Source organism: Archangium sp. (assembly GCF_057119385.1).
Genome location: NZ_DBNGVP010000093.1, coordinates 88,861 through 115,381, shown reverse-complemented (window position 1 = coordinate 115,381; position 26,521 = coordinate 88,861). Strand labels below are relative to the sequence as shown.

Genomic DNA, 26,521 nt, shown 5'->3' with positions numbered 1-26,521 from the left:
CGTCGGATAAGAGCCCGTTCTCCGTACGGAAAGACCCATGAAGCGCTACTTCATCCACACCTTCGGCTGCCAGATGAACGTCAACGACTCGCTCCGCATGAGCGAGGTACTCGGCAAGCTGGAATACCGGCCCACGCCGGTTCCGGAGGAGGCGGACCTCATCATCCTCAACACCTGCTCCATCCGCGAGAAGGCCGAGGACAAGATGCTGTCCGCCCTGGGCCGCTACCGCACGGTGAAGCTGGCCCGCGGCACGCTGTTGGGCGTGGGCGGGTGCGTGGCGCAGCAGGAGAAGGACAAGCTCCTCAAGAAGGTGCCCTACCTGGACTTCGTGTTCGGCCCGGACTCCATCGCCAAGCTGCCGGACATCATCGGCCGGGTGCAGGGCGAGCGCGAGCGCGTGGTGGAGACGGCCTGGGTGGACTCGGAGGAGTACGTCTTCCCGCGCGCCGACCCCGAGACGAGCCGCGGCAAGGTGACCGAGTTCGTCACGGTGATGAAGGGCTGCGACAACGTGTGCTCCTTCTGCGTGGTGCCGCACACCCGAGGCCGTGAGGTGAGCCGGGCCTTCCCGGAGGTGCTCGCCGAGGTGGCGGACCTGGCGAAGGTGGGCGTACGCGAGGTGACGCTGATCGGTCAGAACGTGAACTCGTACCGGGGCGGCATCAGCTTCGCGCAGCTGCTGCTGCGCACGGCGGAGGTGCCGGGCATCGAGCGCGTGCGCTTCACCACGAGCCACCCGCACGATCTGTCGGACGAGCTGATCGAGGCGTTCCGGACGCAGCCGAAGATCATGCCGCACTTCCACCTGCCGGTGCAGAGCGGCTCGAATCCGGTGCTGAAGCGGATGCGGCGCGACTACACGGTGGCGCAGTACCTGGAGCGGCTGGAGAAGCTGCGCGCGGCGCGTCCGGGCATCGCGGTGACGACGGACATCATCGTGGGCTTCCCGGGTGAGACGGAGGAGGACTTCGCGCTCACGCTCGAGCTGACGGAGAAGGTGCGCTACGAGAACCAGTTCTCGTTCATCTACAGCCCGCGGCCGAAGACGGGCGCGGCGCTGAAGGAGGACGAGTGGGGTCCGGTGCCGCACGAGGTGAAGATCGAGCGGCTGGAGCGGCTGCAGAAGATCCAGCGGCGCATCAGCGGGGAGCACACGGCGTCGCAGGTGGGGCAGGAGGTGGAGGTGATGGTGGAGGGCCACTCGCGCTACAACCCGGCGAAGCGCTTCGGGCGGACGCCGGAGAACCGCACGGTGAACTTCGACGGCGACGCGCCGGCGGGGGCGTTCGTGAAGGTGCTGGTGGAGAGCGCGACGCCGAACCAACTGTCCGGCAAGCAGACGGTGGTGCTGAGCCAGCCGGTGGTGGTGCCGCCCGCCGATCTCCCGAGCCCCGAAACCTGCGTCGTGGCCTGAGCCTCAATCCCCCTACTGGAGAACCCATGGCCCTGCGCCGTTTCCGAGATCAAACCCCGCGCGTCCACCCGAGCTGCTTCGTCGAGGACTCGGCGCAGGTGATCGGGGACGTGGAGCTGGGGGAGGACTCCTCGGTGTGGTTCAACTCGGTGCTGCGGGGGGACGTGAACCCCATCCGCATCGGCCGGAGGACCAACATCCAGGATCTCACGATGATCCACGTCACGAGCCACCGGTACTCGACGACGATCGGGGACGACGTGACGGTGGGGCACCACGTGGTGCTGCATGGGTGCACGGTGGGCAACCGGGTGCTGGTGGGGATGGGTGCCATCGTGATGGACGGGGTGGAGATCGGCGACGAGTGCATCATCGGCGCCGGGACGCTGCTCACACCGGGGACGAAGATTCCGCCGGGATCGCTGGTGGTGGGCTCGCCGGGGAAGGTGAAGCGGGCCATCACCGAGGAGGAGCGGAGCTTCCTGCTCGAGTCCGCGAAGCACTACGTCCAGACGGCCGCCGAGCACCGGGCCAGCCGTTAACGTGACGCCCGCCAGCGTGCGTGTTAGGAGCACCTCGCATGGAGGTTGCAGCCGCACTCAAAGCATCCCCGCTCTTCAAGGATTTCACCGATGTCGGCATCCAGATCTTCGCCGCCATCGGGGTCGCACGGGCGTTTCCCAAGGGTTCTGCCCTGTTCCTGGAGAACCGGCCGGGCGAGTCCCTCTTCATCGTCGGGGACGGCACGGTCCGGCTGAGTGCGAAGAACACCGCGGGCGAGGAGGTGACGCTCGGGGATGTGGTGGCCGGAGAGCCCTTGGGCGAACTGACCCTCATCCAGAAGGGCGAGCGGCTGTGCACCGCCGTGGCCATGACGGACGTGACGGCGGTGGAGATCCGCCACGCGGACTTCCAGAAGCTCACCATCCAGAAGCCCCAGGCGTGCATGAAGCTGCTGATGGGGATCGTGAGCCACTTTGGCCAGAAGGTCCGAGACAACCGGGAAGCCATGAAGTCGCTCGTGGGAAAGACTTGAAGCACCCCCCCTTGCGCGCCGTGCTACCTTCCTCGCGGACGATGCGAGGGACTTTCGAGACACCCACACGACCCCACCTGGAGCAACCGGGCACTCGGACGGAGGCCCGGACGTTCGCAGTTCGAGCAGCGGACGCACGAAGGGATTATGAGTCGGCGCATGGGGGCTCGGAGTTTTGACGACGCGTACCCGGTTGATGCGGGGGCGCTGGAGGCCTGGGCTCGGATGACGAGGCCTGTCGGGTCTCCCGGACGTGACTGAGAGACGAGCGTGCAAGAATTCCTCACCAACCTGCTGGGCAGTACCCACGGCTTCCTCGCCTATGCCACCGTTTTCGGCGTGCTGGTGGCGTGTGGGCTGGGCGTGCCTCTGCCCGAGGACATCTCGCTCATCCTCGGGGGCTTCCTGGCCCACAAGGGCGCGGCCAGCCTGTCGGTGATGATGCTGGTCGGCTTCCTGGGCATCCTCGTGGGTGACAGCCTCATCTTCGCCGCCGGTCGCCGGTTTGGCTCGAAGGTGGGACGCTCTACCACCCCCTCCGGATTCCTGGGCAGGTTCATCACCCCGGAGAAGCGGGTCCGGGTGGAGGGGCTGTTCGCGCTGCACGGGCAGAAGATCGTGATGATTGCGCGCTTCATGCCCGGGGTGCGTGCGGTGACGTACTTCAGCGCCGGCTCGGCGGGCATGTCGTACTGGCGCTTCCTCTTCTGGGACGGGCTGGCGGCGCTGCTGTCCGCGCCGTTCTTCGTGTGGCTCGGGTTCCACTTCGGGGACAAGCTGGACTACGCCATCGACCGGATGAAGGAGGGGCAGCTGGTGGTGTTCGGCACCCTGGCGGTGGTGGGGCTCGCGGTGTTCGTGTGGCGGAAGCGGATCGCGGCCGTGCGTGGGGCGGCGCTGGATGCGGCGGTGAAGGCCTCGCCGGTGCCCGCGCACCTGCTGACGGGAGCGGCGGCCTCGGATGTCCACCCGGCGGCCCCGGCGCCCGTGTTCGAGATGGCGGAGAAGCCCTCCGGTACGGAGCGTCTGCCGATCCGCGACTGAGCCCTCCTGTCCGGCTCACGCGCGTCCGAGGATCCGCTTCAACCACCCGACCAGTCCGCCCGGAGCCACGTCCCGAGCGGTCGCGGCGATGGCGATGGGCAGGACCACGGGCTGGGCCGCGGTGGGCTTCTGCGCGGCGGGCATGCCGGACAACGACTGCCTGCGAGGCATGGGAGGCGGCTCGGGCTGACTCGGGTGATGGGGTCCGAGCTTCGCCTTCACCTGCTCGGGGTTGTCGCGGGTGGAGAAGACGTTCATCACCTCGATGCCGCTGGTCTGCTCGCGGGCGGTGACGGTGAGGATGCACTCGTTGTCCACGGCGAAGGTGACGGAGACCTTCACCGAGCCGCGAGGCCCGCCGGGCAGCCCGGAGACCTTCAGCGTGCCCAGGTACTCGTTCTCCACGGCGCGCTCGGAGTCGCCCTGCAGGATGATGAGATCGATCTCCTCCTGATCCTCGCGGCTGGTGGAGATCTGGTAGCCCTTGTTGGCGGGCAGGGGAGCGTTGCGCTCGAGCACGGGCTTGAAGCGGCCGCCGGGCAGCCCCACGCCGATGGCCATGGGCAGCACGTCGATGAGCTGCACGCCCTCGTTCTGGGCCAGGCTGTGGGCGAGCAGGGCGGCGCCGAGCGCCACGGCCTCGTCCGGGTGCACGTTCTTGGTGGGCGCCTTGCCGAAGAACCACTGGATCTTCTCGTGGACGAGGGGCGAGCGGCTCTGCCCGCCCACGAGGATGACCTCGTCGATGTCCTTGGGGGTGAGCCCCTTGACGTCGAGCACGTCGGCGCAGACCTGGAGGGTGCGGTTGACGAGCTCCTCGGTGAGCTCGACGAGCTTCTCGCGGGTGAGCGGGACGTCGAGGTCCACGGGCTTGCCGTCGACCATGGTGAGGAAGGCCACGTGGACGCGGACCTGCGAGCGCTCGGAGAGGGAGCACTTGGCGCGCTCGGCGGCGTCCTGGATGCGCTGCATGGCCACCCGATCCAGCTGGATGGAGAGACCGGTCTGCTGGCGGAACTGCTCGAGCAGGTACTCGACGATGGCGGTGTCGAAGTCGATGCCGCCGAGGAAGGTATCGCCGCCGGTGGAGACGACCTCGTAGAGGGTGTCCTTGAGCTCGAGGACGGAGGCGTCGAAGGTGCCGCCGCCGAGATCGTAGACGAGCACGCGCTGGGTGAGCTTGCGGCCGAAGCCGTAGGCGAGCGCGGCGGCGGTGGGCTCGTTGAGGATGCGCTCCACGTGGAGCCCGGCGAGCCGGCCGGCCTCGCGCACGGCCTGGCGCTGGTTGTCGTTGTAGTAGGCGGGGACGGTGACGACGGCGCGCGAGACGGGCTGGCCGAGCTGGTTCTGGGCGACCTCCTTCACCTCGCGGAGGATGAGGGCGGAGATCTGCTGGAGGCTGTAGATGCGATCCCCGAGCCGCACCGCCGCCTCGCCGTTGCCGCCGGGGGCGATCTCATAGGCGAAGCGATCCTTGATCTGCTGGACGATGGGGGACTCGTAGGGACGGCCGACGAGCCGCTTGGCGCCGTAGACGGTCTGCCGGGGGTTGGTGAGCATCTGCCCCTTGGCGGGGTGGCCGACCACGAGCTTGCCGCGGGCGTTGAGGGCGAGGATGGAGGGGACGGTGTTGTGCCCCTCGCGGCTGTGGAGGACGGCCGGCTTGCTCTGGCGCACGAAGGCGGCGCAGGAGTTGGTGGTGCCCAGGTCGATGCCGATGATGGGCCCGGTGCGCTTGGGCTCCTCGGTGGGGGCCTCGAAGGCGGGGGCGCTCGGGACCACGGGCGTGGCGGACGAGGAGAGCGTCTGGGTGGGCTCGCGAGGAGGCGCGGGACGGCTCGAGGCCACCGCGGGCGCGGGAGGCCGGGGCGGCACCGGAGCGGCAGGAGTCTCCTCGGAGGGGCGCGGGGGAGGTGGCGGAGAGGCCACGGCCGCGGGCCGAGGCGCGGGCTGCGCAGCGGCGGGCGCTGTCTCGATGGGCTCGGCCTCATCGATGGGTTCGGCATCGATAGGCTCGGCGTCATCCATGGGCTCGACATCGATGGGCTCGGCATCGGACTGGAGCGCGGGGGCGGGCTGCTCGGCGGCGGGCGCGGCCTGTGACGTGGGCGCGGCCTCGAGCGGGGGTGCAGGGGCGGGCTGCTCGGCGACAGGCGCGGCCTCGGGCTGGGGCGGGGGCGGCGGGGTGAACGCGGCGATGGTCCCGGGCCACGGGGTGTGGGCGGGGATCAGCATCTCCTGGCCGGGGTGGGGAGCGGGCGCGGGGGCGACCGTTGGCGCGTCCGTCAGCGGGGGAGGCGGCGGTGTTCCCGCGGGGACCGTGTAATCCGCCGGCCCCACCCCTGCTGGGAGTGGAGGAAGGGAAGACTGGGCGTGCGGCAGGGGGGCGATCGCCGAGTCGAGGAACTGCCGGGTGGCGGGGTCCACGGAGAGGAAGCGGAACCCCATGCCGGAGGCTCCCTGCCCGCCCTGCCCGGTGACGAAGTGGATGACGGCCGTGCCGTGGATGATGCGGGAGCCATCGGCCAGCTTGAGATCCAGGGTGACGATGGAACCGGGAGGCTTCACCGTCTTGGCGCGCAGGTAGATGCCGCCGCGCGTGACATTGGCTCCGTACTTCGCCACGAACTCGTCGGGGGTCGCGAAGGGCAACTTGACGACCAACCCGATGGCTTCTCCCTTGGATGGACTCTGTGGCTGCGTCACGAGAGGGAATCCTAACATCAATTGCCTGCATGCCAGGGAGACGGGCCGTGAAAAGGCGGTTTTGATCGTTGCACCCCTGGCCTTCACCCCTTATGGAAGCGGCTTCACCGCGGGCATGACCCGCTGCTCCCGGGAGCCCCCATGCTGCCTTCTGAAGTCCGGCTCGCGCTGACCTTCGATGACGTGCTTCTCCAGCCGGCGGAGAGCGCGATCCTGCCCAAGGACGCCGATCTCACCACCCGGTTGACCCGCAACCTGCGGCTCAACATCCCGCTGCTCTCCGCGGCGATGGACACCGTGACCGAGGCCCGGACCGCCATCGCCATGGCGCAGGAGGGCGGCATCGGCGTCATCCACAAGAACATGACCCCCGAGCAGCAGGCGCTCGAGGTGATGAAGGTGAAGAAGTTCGAGAGCGGGATGGTGGTGGACCCCATCACCGTCGAGCCGCAGGTGCCGCTGGCCCGGGCCATCGAGCTGATGCGCCAGTACAACATCTCGGGCATCCCGGTGGTGCAGGGCCGCAAGCTGGTGGGCATCGTCACCAGCCGTGACGTGCGCTTCGTCACGGACCTGAACCAGAAGGTGGAGGCGGTGATGACGCGCAAGCTCGTCACAGGCCGCGAGGGCATCAGCCAGACGGACGCGCAGCAGCTGCTGCACGAGCACCGCATCGAGAAGCTGCTGATCGTCGACGAGCAGTTCGAGCTCCGGGGCCTCATCACCATCAAGGACATGGAGAAGCGTCGGACCCGGCCCAACGCGGCCAAGGACGCCAAGGGCCGGCTGCTGTGCGCCGCCGCGATCGGTGCCTCGGCGGACCGTGAGGCCCGCATCGACGCGCTGGTGAAGGCGGGCGTGGACGTCATCGTCATCGACACGGCCCACGGCCACTCCAAGGGCGTCATCGACGCCGTGCGCGACACGCGGAAGAACTTCCGCGGCTTCGAGCTGATCGCCGGCAACGTGGCCACGGCGGCGGCGACCCGGGCGCTCATCGAGGCGGGGGTGGACGCGGTGAAGGTGGGCATCGGCCCCGGCTCCATCTGCACCACGCGCGTGGTGGCCGGCGTGGGCGTGCCCCAGCTCACGGCGATCGACGACTGCGCGCGCGAGGCGGACAAGCACGGCGTGCCCGTCATCGCCGATGGTGGCATCAAGTACTCCGGCGACATCGTCAAGGCGCTGGCCGCCGGGGCGAGCACGGTGATGATCGGCTCGCTCTTCGCCGGCACCGAGGAGGCTCCGGGCGAGGTCATCCTGTACCAGGGCCGCAGCTACAAGAGCTACCGCGGCATGGGCTCGATGGGGGCCATGAAGCAGGGCGCCAAGGACCGTTACTTCCAGGCGGACGTGGAGGCGGTGAAGCTGGTGCCCGAGGGCATCGAGGGCCGCGTGCCGTACAAGGGCAGCCTGGGCATGAACATCCACCAGATGCTGGGTGGGCTGCGCAGCGGCATGGGCTACGTGGGCTGCGGCACCATCGAGGATCTGCGCACCAAGGCGGAGTTCGTGCGCATCACCTCGGCCGGGCTCAAGGAGAGCCACGTGCACGACGTGATCATCACCGAGGAGGCGCCCAACTACCGGGTGGAGTAGGGCGCCCGGGCCGGCCGGAGGGCCGCGAGCCGGCTACTTGCCGCGCTTGCGGCCGCTGCCGGAGGAGCCGCTGCTGGCGGGCTCTTCCGCCGGGGCCGCCGCCGGGGCCACCTTCTTCTCCGCGTTGAGCACCCGGCCCATGAGCTGCTCCTTGTCGTCCGGGTTGAGGGTCTCGATGGCTTGGCGCAGGGTGTTGAAGTCCAGCCGGGCCACGGTGACGGTGTTGCCGCCCTTGACCTCCTGCACGGTGGGCACGTCCACCAGCTCGCGCACGTAGGTCTCGAACTCCACCTTCACGTCCGCGGTCTGCTGGATGCAGTTCTCGCGGGCGGCCACCAGCTTCTGGCTGCCCTCGGTGTAGTGGAGGTCCGGGTTGCGGTTCATCGCCTCCTCGAACGTCGCGTTGCGCTTCTGCAACGAGGTGTAGAGGTCGATGTAGCTCATCACCCGGTCGCTCTCCGGCCGGTTGACGTTGCGGGCCTGGTTGAGCGCATCGCCCGTGTCGTCGCAGTTCACCTTGCTCAGCGCGGCGGCGTCCGGGGTGTCGCCGGCCGAGGAACGGCTCGGCGACTCGCGCTCCAGACGCTCTTCCGAGGAGATCTCCTTCACGCAACCGGTGGCGGACAGCAGCAGGACGGTTGCAACGGCGGGCAGGCGCATCCAGGACCTCTTCGAGTTCGAGCGGGACTTAATGGTTGATTTCCGAAAGTTTGTAGCGATAAGGCCCGCATCCGTCAACGCGCGCCCCCCCTGGAGAGTGTGTGGATATTCACGCTGAGAAGATCCTGATCCTCGATTTCGGGAGCCAGTACACGCAGCTCATCGCCCGCCGGGTGCGAGAGCTCGGCGTGTACTGTGAGATCCACCGTCCGGATCTCCCCGCGGAGGACATCCGCCGGTTCGCCCCGCGCGGCATCATCCTCTCCGGAGGGCCGGCCTCGGTGGAGACGGAGGGCTCGCCGCGGTGCGATCCCTTCGTGTTCAGCTCGGGGCTGCCGGTGCTGGGCATCTGCTACGGCCTGCAGCTGATCTCCAAGCTGCTGGGAGGCCGGGTGGATCGCTCCGCGCACCGGGAGTACGGCTCGGCCGAGGTGGAGGTGCTGGCGGCGCGCGGGCCGCTGGCGGGCTTCAAGCTGGGCGAGCGGGTGAAGGTGTTGATGAGCCACGGAGACCGGGTGGACATGCTGCCGCCGGACTTCGAGGCCATCGGCCGCAGTGGCAACTCGCCCTACGCGGCGGCGGCGCACAAGAGCAAGCCCATCTACGGCCTGCAGTTCCACCCCGAGGTGGTGCACACACCGATGGGCAAGGAGATGCTGCGCGCCTTCCTGTTCACCGACTGCAAGGTGAGCGGGAGCTGGACGATGAAGGGCTTCATCCAGGAGGCGGAGGACGCCATCCGCCGCCAGGTGGGCGAGCACGGCCGGGTCATCTGCGGGTTGTCGGGAGGCGTGGACAGCTCGGTGGCGGCGCTGCTGCTGCACCGGGCGCTGGGGGCACGGCTGCAGTGCATCTTCGTGGACAACGGCCTGTTGCGGCAGGGTGAGCGCGAGCAGGTGGAGGCGCTCTTCGTGGATCGCTTCCACGTGCCGCTGAAGACGGTGGATGCGCGGGCGCGCTTCCTGTCGGAGCTGGCCGGGGTGACGGATCCAGAGAAGAAGCGGAAGATCATCGGCCGCGAGTTCATCACCGTGTTCGAGGCGGCCGCGCGGGACGTGCAGGGCGCCGAGTTCCTGGCGCAGGGCACGCTGTACCCGGACGTGATCGAGTCGGTGTCGTACAAGGGCCCGTCCGTCACCATCAAGAGCCACCACAACGTGGGCGGGCTGCCGGAGAAGATGAACCTCAAGCTGGTGGAGCCGCTGCGCGAGCTCTTCAAGGACGAGGTCCGCGCGCTGGGCCGCGAGCTGGGGTTGCCGGACGAGATGGTATCGCGGCAGCCGTTCCCGGGACCGGGCCTGGCCATCCGGGTGCTGGGGGAGATCACCGAGGCGCGGCTGGAGCTGGTGCGCCGCGCGGACGCGATCGTCCAGCAGGAGATCCGGGACGCGGGCCTGTACAAGGAGCTGTGGCAGGCGTTCGCGGTGCTGTTGCCGGTGCAGAGCGTGGGCGTGATGGGGGATGAGCGCACCTACGAGTCCACCTGCGTGCTGCGCGCGGTGACGAGCGTGGACGGCATGACGGCGGACTGGGCGCGGCTGCCGTACGACGTGCTCGAGCGCATCTCCACGCGCATCACCAACGAGGTGCGTGGCATCAACCGCGTCGTCTACGACGTCTCCTCCAAGCCGCCCGCCACCATCGAGTGGGAGTAGCCGCGGGGGCAGGGTGAGGAAGAACAAAGGGGCTGCCCGGGTGGATTCGGGCAGCCCCTTCGTCTTTTCAGTGGGACTTCAGCGGACTGCGGGCCGGACTACAGACCGGGGCTGGCCTTCACGGTGGGCGTGGAGCCCGGGCGCAGCTCCTCGAGGACGCGGTCGGCCTTGTAGACCTTCTTGAGCGCCTCGATGAGGGCCTCGCTGTGGACGGCGACGGTGCGGTTGACGCTCTCGTCGAAGCCGTAGTCACCGCCGAGCGACTGGATGTTGCCGTCGAACACCAGGCCGACGATCTCCGCGTCCTTGTTGATGACGGGCGAGCCCGAGTTGCCGCCGATGATGTCGTTGGTGGTGACGAAGTTCATCGGAGTGGAGGCCGTCAGATCCTTCTGCGAGGCGAGCCAGCTCTTGGGCAGGGCGAACGGCTCCTCACCGGTGTGGCGGTCGAAGGTGTTGCCCATGACGGTGATGGGATCCACCTGCTTGCCGTCCTCGGTGTAGCCCTTCACGGAGCCGAAGGACAGGCGCAGCGTGCCCGTGGCGTCCGGGTAGATGCCGGTGCCGTAGACCTCGAACTTCGCCTGGGCCACCAGCTCGCTGTTCTTGCGGATGACGGCCTCGACCTGCTCCTCGTACGTCTTGCGGATGGCGCGGCCGTCCGGGTCCACCAGGGCCGCCAGCTGGATCATCGGATCCTTGGAGGACTCGATGGCCTTCTTGCCGCCCTTGTAGAGCTGATCGCGCAGCTTGATGTCGGCCAGCTTCGAGCCCTTGATGACGCGGGCGGCCAGCGACGCGGGGGACTCCTTGCCGAGCACCTTCTTGACGAACGGGTGATCCGGGCCCAGCTCCTCACGGATCTTCGTGAGGGCGAACGTCAGCTGGGCGATCTCCAGCTCGGGGTAGACGGGCGCCTTGCTCATCAGCTGGTTCTCGAGCGAACGCAGGTTGGCCTCGTTGTAGCCGCGCAGGCGCTCGGTGTCCGGCTTGGCGCGCTCGTCGGCGGCGCGCACCAGGGTGCGGGCCACGTAGAAGAGCTGCGAGTTGAAGCCGTTCTCGACGTTCTCGTACTCCTTGCGCATGTTGCGGAAGGCGTCCTGGGCGCGGGCGATCTCATCCCAGGCGTTGCCGTACTTCGCCTTCATCTTCGGGTCCGCGTTGACCTTGGCGCGCAGCTCCTGCTCGGCGGCGACCTTCTGGGCGAAGAAGGCCTTGTCCACCAGCTGCTCGTGCTTGCCCTTGGTGGACTTGAGGCCGTTCTCCACGCCGAAGAGCAGGTTGCTGGAGATGCGCTTCTGCTCGGGGCCGCGGTTCTGGAACTCGGAGACCATGCCGCGGATCTCCGAGAGCCTGAAGAGCTGCTTGGGCAGGCCGGTGTCGCGCAGGTACTCGAGCTGGGCCACCGTCAGGCCGCGCGAGGTCCTTCCGGGGTTGCCGGAGACGAAGGTGAGATCGCCTTCCTTGACGCCCTTGTCGGACCACTTGAAGTAGTTGGGGGTCTTCGCGGGCTTGCCGTCCTTGCCGTAGGCGCGCACGAAGGTGACGTCCAGGTCGTACCGGGGGAACTCGAAGTTGTCCGGATCGCCGCCGAAGAAGGCGATGGCGTGCTCGGGGGCGAACACGAGCCGCACGTCCTGGTAACGCTGGTAGCGGTAGAGGTTGTACTTGCCGCCCTGGTAGAGCGTCACCACGTCACAGCGCACGTCCGGGGCGCCATTGGTGCAGGCCTGCTCGAGCCTGGCCATCTCGGCCTTGAGGGTGTCGGCGTACGACTTGCCGGTGAGGCCCTTGGTGGCGGTGTTGAGCTGGTCGGTGACGTCGGTGATCTCGACGAGCTGGCTGAGCTCGAGGGCCGGGCACTGGAGCTCCTCGGCCTGGGTCTTGGCGTAGAAGCCGTTGGCGATGAAGTCCTTCTTGGCGGTGGACAGCTGCTGGATGCAGCCACGGGCGCAGTGGTGGTTGGTCATCACCAGGCCGTCCTGGGAGACGAAGCTGGACGAGCAGCCGCCGCCGAACTTGGCCGAGGCCAGACGAACCTTGTCGAGCCAGTCCTGGGAGGGCTCGAATCCGTACTTCTCCTTGACCTTGGCGGCGGGGAAGTTGTTGTAGGTCCACATGCCCTCATCGGCGAGCGCGGGGGCGGCGCCGAGCAGGGAGGCCACGATGAGAAGACGCTTCATGGAGTTGAAGTTCCTTTCCGGGAACCGGAAGAGATGCGGCGGGGTTGTCGTGGGAACAGCCGGTCCCGGTCAAGCGGGGAGAAAATTCCCGGCCCCTGAACTCCTGAACGGGACTTTGATTTCCGATGAGCAGGCGAGCGTGGCGATTGACGCGGCTCGTCGCGATCGGACGGGGGACGGGGGGAGATACATGCGAGCACAGCCGCCGGACCTTGGCTTGGAGGCCTCTGGGATGCCCGTGGGCTGAGTTGACATAACGCACATTATCAGACGCGCAGCCATACTTATGCCCGTCTGCCTGGATGCTGCTCGAGCTCGCTAGCTCGCCGTCCAGGGACTGAGACTCCTGCCCGGGCACGGCCGACCTGGGCAGGTCGACGAGGACGGGCGCCGGTGTGCGGTTGCCGGCGCCTGTCCTCGGCTTCTCCTTCGGCCTTGGACCTGCCCATGTCCCACACCCCGTCCTCCCCGGGCTCCCGCCCGGTGGCGTCGTCCGTCCTCACCCCCACGCACCGGCTGATCATCTCTCTGCTGTTCCGCGAGGTGCAGTTGTCGAGCGACTCCCTCCTCGCGCGTCCGGAGCTCCTCCACGTCGCCGGACTCATGGGCGAGCTCGACGCTCTGGCCCGCAACGGCATCCTCTACCTCTACGCGGATGGCTGGGGGCTGACGGCCGCCGCGCGCGAGCTCATGCAGCTCGGCCAGGAGTCCGCGTCCTATGAGGTGACCCATGGCTGAGACCTCGACGCTGGCTCTTGCTTCCGCCGCCGAGACCGCGCTCCGCACGGCGCTCCGGTCTCTGAACGTGGCGCACAGCTCTCTCCAGGAACTCGCCTGGTCGATCGGGTCCCCTGAGCAGCTCCCTTCGACCGGCGACCTGGTTGTGCAGGAACTCTGCGGAGCGTTCACCACCATGGACAGCGCCATGGAGGACATCCTCAATGCCAGCTCCGCGCGGGACCGCACACCGACCGAGCTGTCGCAGCACTTTGAGGTCACCATGCATCTGCGAGCCTCCCTGGCGTGCATGGAGCGCCGTGCGCGTGTGCTCGCACGCGACGTCCGCCGCGCCGTCCTCACCACCCGCGGTCTCCTCGACGAGGTGGCCCATGGCTGAGACCTCCAAGGTGCTGTCGTCGACCGCTGCCCCTGACGCCTACAAGAAGGAACTCTCTCGGCTGACGCGTGCGGCGGTGGACCTGAGCAACGGGCTGCCCCTGCTGATGCGCGAGGCCTCGAGGCTTGGCCTGGCGGTGGACGCCGAAGTCCTCCACCAGCTCCAGTCCATCTCCGAGGTGCTCGAGGACAACCTGCGGGCCCTGTCCTACGCGTCCGTGGGTCTTGACGTCGGCCGCCCCGCGCCGGAGCTCCTGGCGAAGGCCACCGCGGAGGTGTCCCGTGGGTGAGCCCCGCAGCTGCAGCCGGACGCTGGCATCCGTCGCGCTGGACAAGCGCACCGTGCTGGTGGCGCGCGCCCGCTCCCTCGCGGAGCGCCGCGCTGCCTTCCTCGAGAGCCTGGCGGGGCGTGCCCCCTTCACCGCGGCGGAGCATGCCGAGTGGGCCCAGCTCGTCGAGGAGGCGCTTGCGGTGGACGCCGCGCTCGAGCGCCACAACGTAGAGCAGCGCTGTGCGCGCTTCCAGGCCCGCGCCGAGCAGGCGCGGGCCCTGGGCCACCTGCGCACCGCCCATGCCTACTCCTCGGAGGCCGAGTACCTCGCCGAGCGCCTGGCCGAGGTGCGCCATGGGTGAGCAAACGTCCCCCCTCGAGACGTCCGCCCTCTTCAATCTCCGCAAGTGCGCAGTCCGACTCGCCAGCTGCGCTTCGGCAATGGACGCTGTCCGGAAGCTCTTCAAACCTGAGCGCATGCCCGATGACGACGTACTGAGGCGGCGACTCGAGCATGTCGCCGTGGACGTGTTTTGGGCTTTGGATGACCTCAAAGCGGCCGCTGAAGACCCCCAGCCGTCGAGCGCTCACGTAGTTGTGGCCCTGTCGCTGTGGCGGATCCGAGCGGAGGTTGCTGGCCTTTCTCACCGCCTTCTGGCTGTGGCCAACGACGTGTCCCCACAGAACTGGCCTCCTGCGTGGGGGCTGTTCTCGATGGACATCCAACACCTCGCCGAGGACTTTCGGCGGGCACTGCTGGCTGCCCGGGGACTGGTGCACGACCTCGAGCGCGGCGAGTCCCCGCCCACGCCCATGATGGTTCCGGCCGCCGCGTTGCCTTCCTTCGAATTCGCTGAGGACCACGTCCGTCAGTACCTCGACGATCTCGAGCAGGAGCTGACGGCTGCCGTCACCTCGCTGCCCAGCACGCCGCTGGGTATCGGCTTCGTCGACGAGGACCCGGCGGAGTTCGAGCGTGTTCTCGCCTCGGTGCGCGAGTCCCTCCAGTCCGCCTCGGGCTGCCTCAAGCGGGTGCGGGAGGTGCTCCATGTTGGATGATGGCGGTTCGATGCGTTCCCGAATTGCCCTGGACTACCTCAGCAGTGCTGCAACGAACCTCGGGTACGTCGTGGAGGACCTGACGCATGCCTCTCAGTACCTCCCGTTCGCCAAGGCCCTCGTGACGGAGGCTGTAAAGAAGCGGCAACTGCGCTCAGCCGACGCCCGAGACCTCATTTCCAGCCTGCTGCGCGATGCGTCCGAACTACAGAAACTCCGGGAGCGGCTCGAGCGCATCTGCGGCGCACTGTCACCCCTGCTCCCGCCCGCAGACAAGGGGGCAGGTGATGCCTGACTCCCTCGCCCTCGGCACCCTCACTACCGCCGCCGCGCGCAAGCTGGCTGTCCACCAGGTGCTGCAGCTGGTGGCCGCGCGGATGTGGACGGCCGCAACCTCCCTCGCGCTCGCCATCCACGAACTCCGCCCCGGCGGCGAGAGCCCCTCTGCGGGCCGGGCCCTGACGCAGGTGGACGCCGCACTCTCGGACGTCCACACGGCCCTGCTCGGCATCTACGACACCATTCTGCGCACCTCGGCCAACGACGCTCACATGGGCGTCGTCATGGTGGGGGACGCGGCGTGGTTGTGGAGGGAGCAGGTGCGCGGAGCTCTGCTCGACTTCGACGCCCTGCCCAAGTCCGCGCCGGAGCTCGTCGAGGACCTCACCTTCCTCGCGCGTGCCATCCGCCTCAACGCCCGGGCGGTGGCGAGCGTCAGTCAGCGCTCGCCACCGCCCGCGCCCCAGCTCGAGCTGGTAGACCTCCACCCACCGGCGCCCCCCGTGACTCGGGACTCGCGAGACCTCTGCGGCGCGTGCAATCACATGCGGATGCAGCACGGAGCCAAGGGCCTCGGCCGCTGTTTCTGCCGCTGCAAGGGCTTTGTTGAGGGGGGGTCCGAGTCTGACACCTCTGCACCTCGCGGCGCGCTGTGTGATGGGTGCAAGAAGCCACTCGACGGCCGAACGAATGAGTTCTGCTCCCTCTGCCATCCGTACGGACCGAACCCCGCAGGCACCGCCGAGACCCGCGCGGCCGTCATCGCCGAGGACTGGAGTTTCGGCGGATGGGTGAGGGGCAAGGGCTGGCGCGCGTACCTGCAGCACGTGACGGACCCGGCAACGACGTGGGAGGTGTTCGGCAGCACCCGCGGCGAGCTGGTGGAGGCGATTCGCGCGCGCCGACTGGAGCCGGAGGGTGCCGCGGAAGTGCAAAGCGGACCCTCTCCCCTCACGACTGAGCCCGCAGCGCGTCCTGCGTCGCGCGCGTCTCGGACCTCGCCGAGGTGTCTCACGTGCGGACACACCGAGAAGCAGCACGGGAACTTCGGCTACCGGCCGTGTGCTCGCCAGGAGTGCAAGTGCGAGCACTTCAGCGCTCCGCGGGCTACCCTGCCGTCGCCTTCCTCACCGGAGGGTGGACATGCCTAAACGTGCGACCGCGCTGGCCCGCGCCAAGCCGTGCCTGGGCATGTCCCCCTCCTGTGACTGCAACATGTGCGTCGAGAGCCGGAGGAAGCGGCTCCAGGTCGCGGCGATGGTGGAGCAGCGCTACCGGGACGGGCTTCTCTTCGACCAACTGCAGGGGCTGCTGCGCCAGGAGCCACCTCACCGCTTCCTCCCACCCGCCGATGCGACCGTGTCCCTCCAGCGGGCGGAGGGGGAGAAAACGCTGGTCGACTTCTGGCGGGAGCTCGAGCAGCGGCAGCACCAGGAGAAGCGGGACATTGCTTCCCTGCGTACGCTGGCGCGACGGTGCGGGTTTGCGCTGAGCGTGCGCCTGGTGCGCCGGACGGCGGTGCGGCAGCTGAAGGCGGTGGTGGCCTGTCCCGAGGTGCTGTCGCTCCTCGGCGACACCGTCTTCACCACCACCAGCTTGGGGGACATGCGGGAGCTCCTCGAGGCAGCCATTTACCGGGCGCTCCAGGTTGAGCGGCGGTGCCTCGACGAGGCCGCGCGGGAGTTCGGCTTCGTCATCACAGAGACGAAGGCCCGGCGCGGACTGAGGGGCAGTTGGACGGCGTGCAGCGTCGAGGGTGCCGTCCCTCTGCATGCCGACACGCCCGCGGAGCTCCGCCGCCTCATGCGCGAGGCGGCCAACGCCTCCGCGGCGCCTCACGTGGCAACAGGCCCCGTGGGCGATGAACTCCCCCACGCGGACCCAGCCGACGTGACTGAGGAACACCTTGAGCCTGCCGATCAGCGCACCCACGTGCGCCAGCTACTGAACGTCCTGCTCACCGAGGCCTCCCGCAGCGCGAAGCCGAGGGCGGCCGCGCGCAAGGCCCGGGGGCGGCGAGCACTCGTGGAGGTTGAGGCCTCGGTATGAGCGAACGTCTTCAAGCGCCCTTCCCGTGGATGGGGGGCAAGAGCCGCGCGGCCCAGCAGGTGTGGGACGGCCTCGGTGACGTGCCCCACTACGTGGAGCCCTTCGCCGGCAGCCTGGCCGTCCTCCTTGCGCGGCCGACAGCGGCCCGCTCGGAGCTCGTCAACGACAAGGACTGCTTCATCGCCAACTTCTGGCGCGCCGTGAAGCACGACCCGGAGGCCGTTGCGCACTACGCCGACTGGCCCGCCAATGAGGCGGACCTGCACGCCCGTCACGCGTGGCTGGTGGCACGCGCCGACTTCCGGGAGCGGATGCACAGCGACCCCGAGCACTTCGACGCGAAAGTAGCCGGCTGGTGGGTGTGGGGCGTGGGCCTGTGGATTGGCTCCGGCTGGTGCTCGGCGCCAGCATGGGCGCAGTCGGTGCCGGCTGGTGGTGGGGAGGCCCGGGCCCGTGACCTCGCGACGACTGCCACCCACCGCCGCCGCCCGAACGTCGGCCGCGGGCACAAGGGCGTGCACCGCCGGGCGTCCGCGCTTCCCCACCAGTCACCTCGCCTCAGCGGGCATACGGGGGTGCACCGGGACGATGTCGCCGGCGACGGCCTGGTCGACTGGATGAACGAGCTGGCCCAGCGGCTCCGCCGCGCCACGGTGTGCTGCGGGGACTGGACGCGGGTTCTCACCCCGTGTGCGACGACGAAGGTGGGCGTGACGGGCGTTCTGCTGGACCCGCCCTACTCCGCCGAGGCCGGGCGGGACCCATCCATTTACGCCGAGGAGTCCCTGACCGTTGCTCACGAAGTCCGCGCGTGGGCCCTGTCCAACGGCGACAACCCGGCCCTGCGCATCGTCCTCTGTGGCCTGGAGGGCGAGCACGACATGCCGGCCACCTGGCGCTGTGAAGCCTGGACTGCGCCTGGCGGCTACGCCGCCGCGCGGGGCAACCGGACCAACGCCCTCCGTGAGCGGCTCTGGTTTTCGCCCTACTGCCTGGCTCCGCGCCAGCCCACCCTTTTCGACACCCTGGAGAGGTGTTTGTGACGGCCTGCGCCCACAACATGTCGCCTGAGCTCCAGCAGTTGCGGGCCGCCCTTGCCGAAGAGCGACTGGCCCGGCAGCTTGCCGAGGCGCGCCTCGAGGGCTTCTGCCGGGCGCTCCAGCTCCTGGCCGGAAAGCAGGTGCCGGAAGTCTCCGCCGCTCACGCCCACCTGGCCGGGGTTGTGGCGGGCGCACCCCAGCAGTCGGCGGCCAGCCGCGCTCCCGGGAGCGTGACGGCCAGCGTGACGGAGCGTGACGCGGCAGCGTCACCGAGCGTGACGCAGGAGAAGAAGAAGGAACAATCTAAAGTAAGATCAAAGGTTTACCGAATTCGAAAAGCCAGCGTGACGGAGCGTGACGGAGCGTCACCGAGCGTGACGGCCCAGCGTGACGCACCTCAAGAGTCACTCCCCTTCTCCTCCTCCTCTCTCCGGCCCGTGACGCAGGGCACCCTCCGGGTGGTGTCCAAGGCGGCCCGGGAAGCGCGCCAGGCAGCCCCCAGGAGGTATTTCACCCCCAGCACCCTGCCCGGGCCCGTGGCGGAGCTCCGCGAGGCCTACAACGCGCTGGCAGCCCCTCACGGCTTCGCCCCATGGCCAGAGCGCTCCTCGCCGGAGCTCGTGGCGGACGGCCTGGCGGCCCTCGAGCGGCGCCCGCTGGAGGAGTGGCGGCGGGTTTTCGCCCTGATGCCCCGCTCCCCCCTGTGCCGCGGGGAGCTCCGCTCCCGCCAGCGCGTAGGACTCGTGTGGATGCTCGTGGGACGGTGCCACGACGGCTATGAGCCCGCCGAAAAGCTCCTCACCGGCGCGTGGACGGTCGACCCGGAGCCCGAGGCGGAGCCCGCGGCCCAGAAGCCGCCCAGCGCTCGAGCGCACTTCCCCGCCCTACCCTCCGGCTCGGCTGCCGAAAGTGGCTGGGGCGCAGTCCTGGCGGGCCTCCGAGAGGACGGCAAGTCGTACGCCCTCGAGTGGCTGCGCGACTTGGTCCCCGTTGGGCTCGAGGGACGCCAGTTGGTGCTCGGCGCGCCTGACATCTACTTCCGCGACTGGGTGAAGGAGAACTTCTCGCCCCTGCTCACCCGCTACGCCGAAGAGGCGTGCTTCGAGGGCGTGCGTGTGGTGGCCCCGGACGAGGGCGCCCAGCTCCAGCTGCAGTGAAGTCACCAGCAGGCCCGAAGGGCGCTGCTGCACACCGTGGCCGACGCGTTTCGTCGGCCCGCCAGGGCAGCCATGCCCGAAACCCAGGAGGTACACGTGAAGCTGTTGAAGGTGGTTCTCGTTCTCGCATTGTGTTTCGCAACAGGGGCCTATGCCGCGGGCCCGGAGTTCGTCAGGACGCGTCCCCCCATGTTCCCCCCAGAGGGACAGCAACTCTGGGAGCTCATCCACGACACCTCCAAGACGTGGACGGAGCAGAACATTCGCGACAGGGCCAAGGCCCTGGGGTACCGGCGCAAGGACTACACCAAGGGGGACTTCAAGTGCATGTGGTGGAAAAACGCGTTCAGCGTCCTCGTGAAGATGAAGCGGACGCAGCCGAAGCTCTGCCCGGACGAAGTCGTGGACTGGCTCTGGGAGACGTCGGAGAAGGCGTGTGCACCGGACGACTCCGACCCGAATGGCCCAACGGGGCGCGGCTACAAGACGTTCATGAGCGCCACCCTGGGAGACGGGTGGCAACGCAGCGAGCTGGGTGTTGATGCACAGGCGGCGCGCCCCAACCAGGTGGAGGTAGGCAAGGCCGTGGCAGCGCTCCTTGTTGTCGGAGAAGTAGCGGCGGCCCTTGCTGCGGCCGCGGCCTCTTTCCCCCTCTGGGGGACGTGAAGGCGGGGCTCGTGCGCTCAGTGTCGCCGTGAAACCGACGAGCGCACGAGCTCGACGAAGACATGCCCCAATAGACGAAACAACGGCGGGTACTCAGAAACTCGCTGGAGCGCCTGAGTCCGCGCCACGCATTCCGTGCAGTCGCAGGGCCGTCCCGTGTTGTAGTTGCGCTGGACGCCCTCGCCGTCCGAGATGAACTCGCACCCGGGACAGGCGACGGTTGAGCCCGACATCTCCATTTCGCTGCTGCAGTTGTGGCAGATGCACGTTGCGGTCATTGGACCCACACTGCCACATGGGCGCAGAGGGGGAACAGGCTCGAGGTGAGCTGCTCGAGGTGGCACTGAGCGCCACAGGTGCAGCAAACGACGTACAGCGCCTCGATTGACGCGCCACGCACCTCGACAGTGACCGGGGCACCGGTACGAATCTCGGCCCAGAGCGTCGAAGGCAAAGCCCTCATGGAGACGCCTCGGCAGAACACTCCGCACATCGGCAGCCTCTCGGACGGCAGCTGTAGCAGTGGCACGTGGGCGCACACGCCGGAAGTCCGGTGACGGCGTTGATGCGCACACGCCACACGGTCCCGCCGACCTGGTGTGCGTCGAGACGTCGCTGCTGGCACATGCGCAGGAGGGTGGATTCAGCAACGCCGGCGAGGGAGGCGGCCTCCTTGATGGTGACATACCGAGGGGCGGGACAAGACATGAGAGGCATTGTGCCAGCGACGCGATCCGTCGTGGAGCCCGGGGAGAAAGTGACCGCGCGACGCAGAAGCTGCGCGTACGACGACGAAAGTAGCCGAAGGCGCCCAGGTCCATTTCGCCGCGAAATCTGAGACACGTCTTGACGTCGACGGCGAGACCCGCGGCGAGTCGCTACAGCCGCGCCTCCCGAGTGACGCGGATGGCCACAGCGCCCAGCGCGCCCGGTGCTCTCGCCCGTCGACGCCCCTTTTCGCGGAGGCACAAGGACCATGGACGTTGCGGAGAACGGCACAACGGCAACGGTAGCGGTGGCGGCCGTGTCCCCGGCCGACCGCGCTCCGGTTGAGCCGGCGCAGGCGAATGCCGTAGCGCCCCGCAACCCCGAGGCCTTCGAGGCGTTGAAGCGGGACGTCGCCGACGCCGGAACCGTCACCCCGCGAAACCCGGCCGCGTTCGAGGCCCTTGGGCAGGTTGAGGGGCCAGCGCTCGAGGACAAGCAGGTGCCCAACGCACCTCCTGCGGCGCGGATGGAGGAGGGGTCGTGGGTCCCCTCCCCGTCCGCAGCTGCGGTGCGCGAGGCCCGTGCGCGCATGCGGAAGGGCCGTCCGCCCGCGCGTGGGACGGAGCGGAGCCGGCGCACCCTGGCGACGAAGCTCAAGTCTCTGGAATCCGCCATTCAGCGTTACGAGTACTACCGGAGCGATGAGTACCGCGAGGACGCCGACGCGGCATTCCTCGAGGCAGTCCTTTTCGCAGAGGCGGCCGACCAAACAGCGAGGCTTCCGGGCGAGCTTCTGGCACACGCACGTCGGCTCCGGCTGCTGACGGAAGTGGGAACGAAGGTGCGTGCGGAACCGGCCCCGCGGCAGCCACCGGAGCGCGGAGCTCCCCACGAGCCAGCGGTTGCCGCGCATGGCGCCCAGCCGGCGTCCCCGGCCACCCCAGCGGTGCCTTCGGCACCACAGAGCGCCGCCGTACCGCAACCCGCGCCCACACCCCCGCCGCCCATGGCGATGGGGGTCCCCGTCGAGCGGTTGAAGCAGTACGCCGTCCCCGCGGCCATTCTCGCGCAGGTGGTGTGCGGCATGGCGAAGCGGCCCGGTTTTGACCCTACCGAGAAGCTTGACCTGGTCTACCTGCGCAACACGCCGTTCCAATTCGAGGTGAAGGGCCTCCCGGCGGAACGGCTGGGCGAGCTCCTCATGGCCGAGATGGCCATGTCCCTTGCGCCGAAATCCGAGGCGGGCAGCCCCATGGCGCGGCGCCTCGAGCTCGCGGCCCTCGGAGCCATCCTCCTGGGACCGACGCTCAAGGCGAAGGCCGTGGACGCCCTTGAGGCTGCGGCCGGCGCCGGCGCGAAGCTGCGCGCTCGCCTCAAGGCGAAACGGGCGGGTGGATTGTGAAGGGGCGCGCTCCCAAGAGCGTTGGGGCGTGGTGGCCATCGGGGGACGAGTTTCGCACCGACGCGGTGCTGACCAAGGACATCGGCCGCGCCGTCGTGGGACTGAGCCGCCTCGGAAAGGGCACGTGGCTCAAGAACGTCGTCATTCCGCGGCTGCGGAAAGCCGGGCGGTCCATCGTCGTCATCGACATCGATGACGAGTACACGCAGGAGGGACGCGAGCGCGACGGAACGCCGCTGGGAGACATCACGCACCGGGTGGAAGCGCCGGACTTTGAGGACTGGCTCGTCGAGAACAAGGACGAGGTGTTCCTGCGCCAGGGCCTGGAGCTGGCCATCGTCCCCGTGTCGCGCATGAAGGACGGCGCCGAGGTGGCCGAGCAGGTGAAGGCCGTCCTGCCCTGGCTCGCGGACCGGGGTGACGTGGACGTGGTGCTCGAGGAGATGGGGCGCTGGTCGGAGCACGCAACGGAGCTCACCAAGGCCATGGCCATGGGCTGGCTCAAGGAAGGTGTGCGCCCGTGGTTCATCGCGCAGAACTTCCGCTCCATCGACATCCAGACGCGCTCCCAGGTCTCCGAAATCTACAGCTTCCAGCAGGTGGACCGGGCTGACCTGAGGTTCCTCACGGACCTCTGCGGACGCGGCTTCGCGCTCGAGGTGGCGAAACTGGAGCCGCACAACTTTCGCGCGCGCAACCGGCGTGAGCCGGACCCGGCGCTGCTGGCAGAGCTCGCGGGCATGCAGCCCGCGCAGACGAAGGAGAAGTGACATGGACAAGGGCAGCTTCAGCACCGGCCACATCATTGCGGCCGTCATCACCGGCCTGGCCCTCGGGGTGGGCGGCACCGCGGCGTACTTCATCATGACGAGCGACGAGCCCGAGAGCGACAAGTCCAAGCTCACCGCGGGCAAGTAGGCCGAGGCCCACCGAGGCGAAAGACACTACGCGCCGCCCGTGTCCGGGCGGCCACACCAGGAGATACGGAATGGACCAGGTCCGCAGTGGCAGCGTCATCACCCTTGCGATGAGTGATTCCAAGGGCATCGAGGCCGGCAAGTTCGAGAGCGTGAAGGGGACGGCGGCCGGGTCCCTTCGTATTCGCGGCAGGGCCAGGGTGAAGTGCGAGACGACGGCGAAGCCGGGCGGCCTGAGCACGGCGCAGCAGAAGCTCATCCTCGACTGCCTGAGCGTCGACCTCACCCTGCTCAAGGACGGAACCGAGCCGCTCACGCCCTGGCAGGACGTGAAGTTCTCGAAGCTGAACATCGCCGGCAAGGTGATGCTGGAGAAGGCCATCACCGGGCTGGGCGCGGCCACCGGCCTGCAGGCCCCGCTCGTGGTGGGTACGAACTTCCTCACCTGGGACAGCTACCTGCCGCTCAGCTGGGTGGAGTTCCTCAACGCGTGGAACAAGCTCGGCGGCATGGGGGACGAGCAGCTGCGCACCGTCACGATCACCTTCAAGACGGGGGCCGAGCCGCTGCACGGGGGCGATGCCACCGTGACGCTGGAGGAAATCACGCTCGAGCTCTACCCGGACACCCAGGCGACGCCGGATGGGGCGCAGAGCTGGGCGCCGCCCATCCACTACAGCACCATCGTCAACTCGGATGACGAGGAGGTGGCCACCAAGGACGGCCTCATCTTCGCCGTGTACGCCGAGGATGCGGCGCTGGCAGACACGGCGTTCGAGAAGTACCGGGTGACGGTGGGTGACCGGGTGCGTGTGGATGACCCGGCCACGCCCGCGAGCTTCGACGCGTGGTTCACCAAGCAGCCGGACACCGGCGAGGTGGAGTCCTCCATCACCGACACGGTGACGCCGTTCTGGCGCGTCCAGGACATGGACATCAACGACATCGAGCCGGGCGTGGTGAAGATCAAGCGCATCGGGGGGACGAACCCCTTCAAGCTCGGCTACCTCTACATGGGGGTGCCCAAGACGAGCCAGGTCAACGAGGCCATCAAGGCCTTCGTCCAGCGGCTGTCGCCGGGGCGCGAGGTCCACGCCGTGTCGCGTGCCTACGTCCACGGCATCAAGGTGAAGGACTCGCTGGCCCCGTTCATGGGCTTCTACGTCTACGACGTCAACCACCCCGTGGCGCAGACGACGCCGGGTCGCCGGTGCAAGTACGACGGCAACGTCACCACCTTCCTGCCCAAGACGATGGCCTACAAGGCCGCGCAGGAGTACCTCGTGGCGAAGCGCCTGGCTGACACGGGGCAGATGCAGAAGATCGCCTGGCAGCTGTCCGAGGCGCTCCCCGGCGCCGTCATCAGCACCAAGGGCTTCCTCGGCGGTATCTCCGACCCGGTGCGTGACGTGACGGAGAAGCTCGAGAAGCTCTCCGAGCTGCTCTCCCGCGGTGGCAAGGCGGACTGAGCCACCGGCGCAGTAGTGGGTGCCGGGGGCTCCTGAGCCCCCGGCCGTCGTCCGCAACCCCTTCGTGACGGTGCCGAATGCTGACCTTCCTGCTGACGGGTGCCACCCTGGTGGGTGCTGCCCTCCCCTTCCTCGCAAAGCGGCACAGAGCAAGTGCACCCGCCATTCAAGCGGACCAGCCGAAGGTGATGCCTGCCGAGGTTGTCCGCTTCCCGCCCCCTCCCCCACCGGGATTCGCCGCGGGGGAACCGCCGCCCGAGCGAGACACGGGGCTCGAGGTGCTTCTCGGCGGGGCCAAGGACCTCCTGACGGGGAACGTTGTTGGCGCTGGCGCGGCCGCGTCCGAGCTCAGCGGACGCGTCGTCGAGGAACTTCTCGACGGTGGCGAGGGGAAGGGGGACCTGGCGCGCTTCCTGGGCGTCACGAGTCTGCCCGCCTTCGCCGCGGCCAAGGGTGCCCGCGAGCTCGCTGAGGCCATCGGCATCACCGACGACAACACCGTCCAGGCGGTGGAGCAGGTTGCGGCGGCCGCGGCCATCTTCCCGCCCCTCGCGGTGCCGGTTGCAGTCGTCCAGCTGCTCTCCGCGGGGCTGGAGGCCATCTCACCCGAGGCGAACCAGGCCGCGCGCGACTTCGTCTCCAACTTCGACCCCACCGTACAGACGACGGTGCCCGGCCAGGTGGTGAAGGCGATTGGTGACGGCATCGAGTCGCTCTTCGGTGGCCCGGAGACGAAGGAGGAAGTGAAGGGGCCGCCTCCCTTGAGTGCGGCAGAGCTCGAGGCACGCCGGCTGGCGGAGGAGGCCGCGCGCAAGGCCGAGGAAGAGCGCTTGAAGACGAAGGTGACGAAGCTGCCCAAGCGCAAGCAGGTGCAGTTGGAGGAGTTCGCCATGTAGGCGTGACTCCGGAGAGGAAAACCATGAGTGCCCCGAAGGACAGCAGTGACAACACCGCGCTCTACGTAGCCCTGGCCGCCGTCGTCGTGCTCGGAGGGGGCGGAGCGGTGCTCTACATGAACAACGCCGCGGCGGAGCGCCAGGCTGCCGCCCAGCGCGAGCAGCAGCAGCTCCAGCTTCAGCAGCAGATGTACCAGCAGCAGATGTACCAGCAGCAGCAGGCCCAGCAGCAGCAGGCCCAGCAGCAGCCGGCGGATCCCCTCGGCGCCATCATCGGCGGCCTTGGCAAGGCCCTCGGCAACTTCCTCGGCGGGCTGTAGCCGCCGGCCACACGACGTCAGGAGAAACGCAATGGAGCGTGACTACTCGTTGGAGCCGAGCAAGGTGAGAGCGGACGGGACGTTCGAGGTGGCGAACGCGAACGGCCGTGGCTTCTCCCTGGAGAAGGTGCGGGGGCGCGGGGACTTCCCCGTGCGCGTGACGGTGGATGACAGCACCGTGCCCCTCGTGGTTCGCAGCACGGATTCGTACACGCACGCGACCACCTTCCAGAAGCTCGTGGTGGACACGACGCCGGGCGGAGGTGTGCCGGGGGACCTCTGGCGCGTTGTGATCGCGCCGTCGATCGAAGAGATTCCTCGCACGCGGCTGCGCCGCAACCGGCGTGGGGCGACGTTGGTGGCGGCCGATGCCGCCCGCATCCTCTTCGACATCGACAGCCGGGAGTACCCGGATGGATTCTGGCCACTGTGCAACGGGGACGGGGGAAATTACTACGTCCGGCCCGACGCCCCGTCGCAGTTCTCGACCGCCCGCGGCGCGGGCTGGGACATCAGCGAGTACACGCGCGTCATGCTGGTTGTGGAGCAGTTCTCCCAGTCCGGCCCCTCCCCTCATCTCGTGTCCCTGGGCGCCACGCTGTTTGGGTTGGGATCCACGAACGCCTGGGACGGCATCGCCTTCGCCACGTGTGGCACGGTGAATAACTTCGGGTTCGGCTGGAACGGCCTCTGTGGCTACGCCGCCCTCGGAGGGCCGGCGGCGCTGAAGGACGACTACACCGAGGAGAACCCGCGGAGGTTCCCGGCGGCGTGGTTCCAGGTGGCCGTGGGCGCTGGAGGTCTCAACCTCGATGCGTTCCAGGGCGACTCGTACAACTACTGGCTGCGCATCTACGCGGTGGGCTTCTAGG

The 26,521-nt window shown here is 68.6% G+C and carries 28 protein-coding genes; 24 read left to right on the top strand and 4 right to left on the bottom strand.

The window, feature by feature from the left end:
- Positions 1 to 37 precede the first annotated feature (37 nt).
- The 4 genes from miaB to AC16DP_RS22850 all read left to right on the top strand — a co-directional run bounded on the left by miaB (position 38) and on the right by AC16DP_RS22850 (position 3,497).
- A complete protein-coding gene (gene miaB / locus AC16DP_RS22865; RefSeq protein ID WP_329725605.1) occupies positions 38 to 1,417 on the top strand; it encodes a tRNA (N6-isopentenyl adenosine(37)-C2)-methylthiotransferase MiaB in 1,380 nt (459 codons plus the stop codon).
- A 26-nt stretch (positions 1,418 to 1,443) separates the two neighbouring features.
- Positions 1,444 to 1,959 (top strand): gamma carbonic anhydrase family protein, encoded by a 516-nt coding sequence (locus tag AC16DP_RS22860; RefSeq protein WP_329725604.1) that lies wholly within the window; start codon positions 1,444 to 1,446, stop codon positions 1,957 to 1,959.
- A gap of 38 nt (positions 1,960 to 1,997) precedes the next feature.
- Positions 1,998 to 2,453 carry a Crp/Fnr family transcriptional regulator gene (locus tag AC16DP_RS22855; RefSeq protein WP_043390977.1) on the top strand — a complete coding sequence of 152 codons (456 nt, stop codon included), beginning with the start codon at positions 1,998 to 2,000 and terminating at the stop codon, positions 2,451 to 2,453.
- 270 nt (positions 2,454 to 2,723) lie between these two features.
- Positions 2,724 to 3,497 carry a DedA family protein gene (locus tag AC16DP_RS22850; protein ID WP_329725603.1) on the top strand — a complete coding sequence of 258 codons (774 nt, stop codon included), beginning with the start codon at positions 2,724 to 2,726 and terminating at the stop codon, positions 3,495 to 3,497.
- Positions 3,498 to 3,512: 15 nt separating this feature from the next.
- On the opposite strand, the gene AC16DP_RS22845 is transcribed toward AC16DP_RS22850, so the two are convergent.
- Entirely contained in the window at positions 3,513 to 6,203 is a 2,691-nt protein-coding gene (locus AC16DP_RS22845; protein ID WP_329725602.1) for a TIGR02266 family protein, read from the bottom strand.
- A gap of 141 nt (positions 6,204 to 6,344) precedes the next feature.
- Between AC16DP_RS22845 and guaB the strand changes: the two genes are divergently transcribed.
- Complete coding sequence (gene guaB, locus AC16DP_RS22840; protein WP_329725601.1) at positions 6,345 to 7,802, top strand: IMP dehydrogenase; 1,458 nt, start codon at positions 6,345 to 6,347, stop codon at positions 7,800 to 7,802.
- 33 nt (positions 7,803 to 7,835) lie between these two features.
- Here guaB and AC16DP_RS22835 read toward each other — a convergent pair whose 3' ends face one another.
- Positions 7,836 to 8,462 carry a hypothetical protein gene (locus AC16DP_RS22835; RefSeq protein WP_329725600.1) on the bottom strand — a complete coding sequence of 209 codons (627 nt, stop codon included), beginning with the start codon at positions 8,460 to 8,462 and terminating at the stop codon, positions 7,836 to 7,838.
- A gap of 101 nt (positions 8,463 to 8,563) precedes the next feature.
- Between AC16DP_RS22835 and guaA the strand changes: the two genes are divergently transcribed.
- Positions 8,564 to 10,117: a glutamine-hydrolyzing GMP synthase gene (gene guaA, locus AC16DP_RS22830; RefSeq protein WP_329725599.1), complete on the top strand. Its 1,554-nt coding sequence runs from the start codon at positions 8,564 to 8,566 to the stop codon at positions 10,115 to 10,117.
- Between the two features lie 98 nt (positions 10,118 to 10,215).
- Here guaA and AC16DP_RS22825 read toward each other — a convergent pair whose 3' ends face one another.
- A complete protein-coding gene (locus AC16DP_RS22825; RefSeq protein ID WP_329725598.1) occupies positions 10,216 to 12,300 on the bottom strand; it encodes a S46 family peptidase in 2,085 nt (694 codons plus the stop codon).
- A gap of 447 nt (positions 12,301 to 12,747) precedes the next feature.
- Here AC16DP_RS22825 and AC16DP_RS22820 point away from each other — a divergent pair, with 447 nt between their 5' ends.
- From AC16DP_RS22820 to AC16DP_RS22770, 11 genes are all read left to right on the top strand, one after another.
- Positions 12,748 to 13,038, top strand: coding sequence for a hypothetical protein (locus AC16DP_RS22820; RefSeq protein ID WP_329725597.1), 291 nt, complete (start codon positions 12,748 to 12,750; stop codon positions 13,036 to 13,038).
- Positions 13,031 to 13,417 carry a hypothetical protein gene (locus AC16DP_RS22815; RefSeq protein ID WP_329725596.1) on the top strand — a complete coding sequence of 129 codons (387 nt, stop codon included), beginning with the start codon at positions 13,031 to 13,033 and terminating at the stop codon, positions 13,415 to 13,417. The genes AC16DP_RS22820 and AC16DP_RS22815 overlap by 8 nt, the downstream gene beginning before the upstream one ends.
- Positions 13,410 to 13,706: a hypothetical protein gene (locus tag AC16DP_RS22810; RefSeq protein WP_329725595.1), complete on the top strand. Its 297-nt coding sequence runs from the start codon at positions 13,410 to 13,412 to the stop codon at positions 13,704 to 13,706. The genes AC16DP_RS22815 and AC16DP_RS22810 overlap by 8 nt, the downstream gene beginning before the upstream one ends.
- Complete coding sequence (locus AC16DP_RS22805; protein ID WP_329725594.1) at positions 13,699 to 14,049, top strand: hypothetical protein; 351 nt, start codon at positions 13,699 to 13,701, stop codon at positions 14,047 to 14,049. Before AC16DP_RS22810 ends, AC16DP_RS22805 begins: the two co-directional genes overlap by 8 nt.
- A 352-nt stretch (positions 14,050 to 14,401) precedes the next feature.
- On the top strand, positions 14,402 to 14,746 hold the full coding sequence (locus AC16DP_RS22800; protein ID WP_329725593.1) for a hypothetical protein: 345 nt from the start codon (positions 14,402 to 14,404) through the stop codon (positions 14,744 to 14,746).
- Positions 14,736 to 15,041 carry a hypothetical protein gene (locus AC16DP_RS22795; RefSeq protein WP_329725592.1) on the top strand — a complete coding sequence of 102 codons (306 nt, stop codon included), beginning with the start codon at positions 14,736 to 14,738 and terminating at the stop codon, positions 15,039 to 15,041. Before AC16DP_RS22800 ends, AC16DP_RS22795 begins: the two co-directional genes overlap by 11 nt.
- On the top strand, positions 15,034 to 16,176 hold the full coding sequence (locus AC16DP_RS22790; protein WP_329725591.1) for a hypothetical protein: 1,143 nt from the start codon (positions 15,034 to 15,036) through the stop codon (positions 16,174 to 16,176). Before AC16DP_RS22795 ends, AC16DP_RS22790 begins: the two co-directional genes overlap by 8 nt.
- Positions 16,169 to 17,074 carry a hypothetical protein gene (locus AC16DP_RS22785; protein WP_329725590.1) on the top strand — a complete coding sequence of 302 codons (906 nt, stop codon included), beginning with the start codon at positions 16,169 to 16,171 and terminating at the stop codon, positions 17,072 to 17,074. The genes AC16DP_RS22790 and AC16DP_RS22785 overlap by 8 nt, the downstream gene beginning before the upstream one ends.
- Positions 17,071 to 18,117 (top strand): DNA adenine methylase, encoded by a 1,047-nt coding sequence (locus tag AC16DP_RS22780; RefSeq protein ID WP_329725589.1) that lies wholly within the window; start codon positions 17,071 to 17,073, stop codon positions 18,115 to 18,117. Before AC16DP_RS22785 ends, AC16DP_RS22780 begins: the two co-directional genes overlap by 4 nt.
- 17 nt (positions 18,118 to 18,134) lie before the next feature.
- Complete coding sequence (locus AC16DP_RS22775; protein ID WP_329725588.1) at positions 18,135 to 19,271, top strand: hypothetical protein; 1,137 nt, start codon at positions 18,135 to 18,137, stop codon at positions 19,269 to 19,271.
- Between the two features lie 189 nt (positions 19,272 to 19,460).
- A complete protein-coding gene (locus AC16DP_RS22770) occupies positions 19,461 to 19,937 on the top strand; it encodes a hypothetical protein (RefSeq protein WP_329725587.1) in 477 nt (158 codons plus the stop codon).
- 459 nt (positions 19,938 to 20,396) lie between these two features.
- On the opposite strand, the gene AC16DP_RS22765 is transcribed toward AC16DP_RS22770, so the two are convergent.
- Positions 20,397 to 20,645, bottom strand: coding sequence for a helix-turn-helix domain-containing protein (locus AC16DP_RS22765; RefSeq protein ID WP_483956856.1), 249 nt, complete (start codon positions 20,643 to 20,645; stop codon positions 20,397 to 20,399).
- A gap of 268 nt (positions 20,646 to 20,913) precedes the next feature.
- On the opposite strand from AC16DP_RS22765, the gene AC16DP_RS22760 reads away from it, so the two are divergent.
- From AC16DP_RS22760 to AC16DP_RS22730, 7 genes are all read left to right on the top strand, one after another.
- A complete protein-coding gene (locus AC16DP_RS22760; RefSeq protein ID WP_329725586.1) occupies positions 20,914 to 22,047 on the top strand; it encodes a hypothetical protein in 1,134 nt (377 codons plus the stop codon).
- 65 nt (positions 22,048 to 22,112) lie between these two features.
- Complete coding sequence (locus tag AC16DP_RS22755; protein WP_329725585.1) at positions 22,113 to 22,817, top strand: hypothetical protein; 705 nt, start codon at positions 22,113 to 22,115, stop codon at positions 22,815 to 22,817.
- A 1-nt stretch (position 22,818) separates the two neighbouring features.
- A complete protein-coding gene (locus AC16DP_RS22750; protein ID WP_329725584.1) occupies positions 22,819 to 22,965 on the top strand; it encodes a hypothetical protein in 147 nt (48 codons plus the stop codon).
- Between the two features lie 70 nt (positions 22,966 to 23,035).
- Positions 23,036 to 24,433, top strand: coding sequence for a hypothetical protein (locus AC16DP_RS22745; protein ID WP_329725583.1), 1,398 nt, complete (start codon positions 23,036 to 23,038; stop codon positions 24,431 to 24,433).
- Between the two features lie 77 nt (positions 24,434 to 24,510).
- A complete protein-coding gene (locus tag AC16DP_RS22740; RefSeq protein WP_329725582.1) occupies positions 24,511 to 25,329 on the top strand; it encodes a hypothetical protein in 819 nt (272 codons plus the stop codon).
- A 23-nt stretch (positions 25,330 to 25,352) separates the two neighbouring features.
- Positions 25,353 to 25,649 (top strand): hypothetical protein, encoded by a 297-nt coding sequence (locus AC16DP_RS22735; protein WP_329725581.1) that lies wholly within the window; start codon positions 25,353 to 25,355, stop codon positions 25,647 to 25,649.
- 31 nt (positions 25,650 to 25,680) lie between these two features.
- Positions 25,681 to 26,520: a hypothetical protein gene (locus AC16DP_RS22730; RefSeq protein ID WP_329725580.1), complete on the top strand. Its 840-nt coding sequence runs from the start codon at positions 25,681 to 25,683 to the stop codon at positions 26,518 to 26,520.
- The last annotated feature ends 1 nt before the right edge of the window (position 26,521 follow it).

Excerpts from the sequence above, each read along its gene's own strand:
- AC16DP_RS22765 (WP_483956856.1), bottom strand. The coding sequence starts at position 20,645 with ATGTCTTGTCCCGCCCCTCGGTATGTCACCATCAAGGAGGCCGCCTCC.
- AC16DP_RS22855 (WP_043390977.1), top strand. The coding sequence starts at position 1,998 with ATGGAGGTTGCAGCCGCACTCAAAGCATCCCCGCTCTTCAAGGATTTC.
- AC16DP_RS22770 (WP_329725587.1), top strand. The coding sequence starts at position 19,461 with ATGTTCCCCCCAGAGGGACAGCAACTCTGGGAGCTCATCCACGACACC.
- AC16DP_RS22740 (WP_329725582.1), top strand. The coding sequence starts at position 24,511 with ATGCTGACCTTCCTGCTGACGGGTGCCACCCTGGTGGGTGCTGCCCTC.
- AC16DP_RS22810 (WP_329725595.1), top strand. The coding sequence starts at position 13,410 with ATGGCTGAGACCTCCAAGGTGCTGTCGTCGACCGCTGCCCCTGACGCC.
- AC16DP_RS22785 (WP_329725590.1), top strand. The coding sequence starts at position 16,169 with ATGCCTAAACGTGCGACCGCGCTGGCCCGCGCCAAGCCGTGCCTGGGC.
- AC16DP_RS22790 (WP_329725591.1), top strand. The coding sequence starts at position 15,034 with ATGCCTGACTCCCTCGCCCTCGGCACCCTCACTACCGCCGCCGCGCGC.
- AC16DP_RS22825 (WP_329725598.1), bottom strand. The coding sequence starts at position 12,300 with ATGAAGCGTCTTCTCATCGTGGCCTCCCTGCTCGGCGCCGCCCCCGCG.
- AC16DP_RS22745 (WP_329725583.1), top strand. The coding sequence starts at position 23,036 with ATGGACCAGGTCCGCAGTGGCAGCGTCATCACCCTTGCGATGAGTGAT.
- AC16DP_RS22780 (WP_329725589.1), top strand. The coding sequence starts at position 17,071 with ATGAGCGAACGTCTTCAAGCGCCCTTCCCGTGGATGGGGGGCAAGAGC.
- AC16DP_RS22775 (WP_329725588.1), top strand. The coding sequence starts at position 18,135 with ATGTCGCCTGAGCTCCAGCAGTTGCGGGCCGCCCTTGCCGAAGAGCGA.
- AC16DP_RS22760 (WP_329725586.1), top strand. The coding sequence starts at position 20,914 with ATGGACGTTGCGGAGAACGGCACAACGGCAACGGTAGCGGTGGCGGCC.
- AC16DP_RS22730 (WP_329725580.1), top strand. The coding sequence starts at position 25,681 with ATGGAGCGTGACTACTCGTTGGAGCCGAGCAAGGTGAGAGCGGACGGG.
- miaB (WP_329725605.1), top strand. The coding sequence starts at position 38 with ATGAAGCGCTACTTCATCCACACCTTCGGCTGCCAGATGAACGTCAAC.
- AC16DP_RS22795 (WP_329725592.1), top strand. The coding sequence starts at position 14,736 with ATGTTGGATGATGGCGGTTCGATGCGTTCCCGAATTGCCCTGGACTAC.
- guaB (WP_329725601.1), top strand. The coding sequence starts at position 6,345 with ATGCTGCCTTCTGAAGTCCGGCTCGCGCTGACCTTCGATGACGTGCTT.
- AC16DP_RS22750 (WP_329725584.1), top strand. The coding sequence starts at position 22,819 with ATGGACAAGGGCAGCTTCAGCACCGGCCACATCATTGCGGCCGTCATC.
- AC16DP_RS22815 (WP_329725596.1), top strand. The coding sequence starts at position 13,031 with ATGGCTGAGACCTCGACGCTGGCTCTTGCTTCCGCCGCCGAGACCGCG.
- AC16DP_RS22735 (WP_329725581.1), top strand. The coding sequence starts at position 25,353 with ATGAGTGCCCCGAAGGACAGCAGTGACAACACCGCGCTCTACGTAGCC.
- AC16DP_RS22800 (WP_329725593.1), top strand. The coding sequence starts at position 14,402 with ATGGACATCCAACACCTCGCCGAGGACTTTCGGCGGGCACTGCTGGCT.
- AC16DP_RS22860 (WP_329725604.1), top strand. The coding sequence starts at position 1,444 with ATGGCCCTGCGCCGTTTCCGAGATCAAACCCCGCGCGTCCACCCGAGC.
- AC16DP_RS22820 (WP_329725597.1), top strand. The coding sequence starts at position 12,748 with ATGTCCCACACCCCGTCCTCCCCGGGCTCCCGCCCGGTGGCGTCGTCC.
- AC16DP_RS22835 (WP_329725600.1), bottom strand. The coding sequence starts at position 8,462 with ATGCGCCTGCCCGCCGTTGCAACCGTCCTGCTGCTGTCCGCCACCGGT.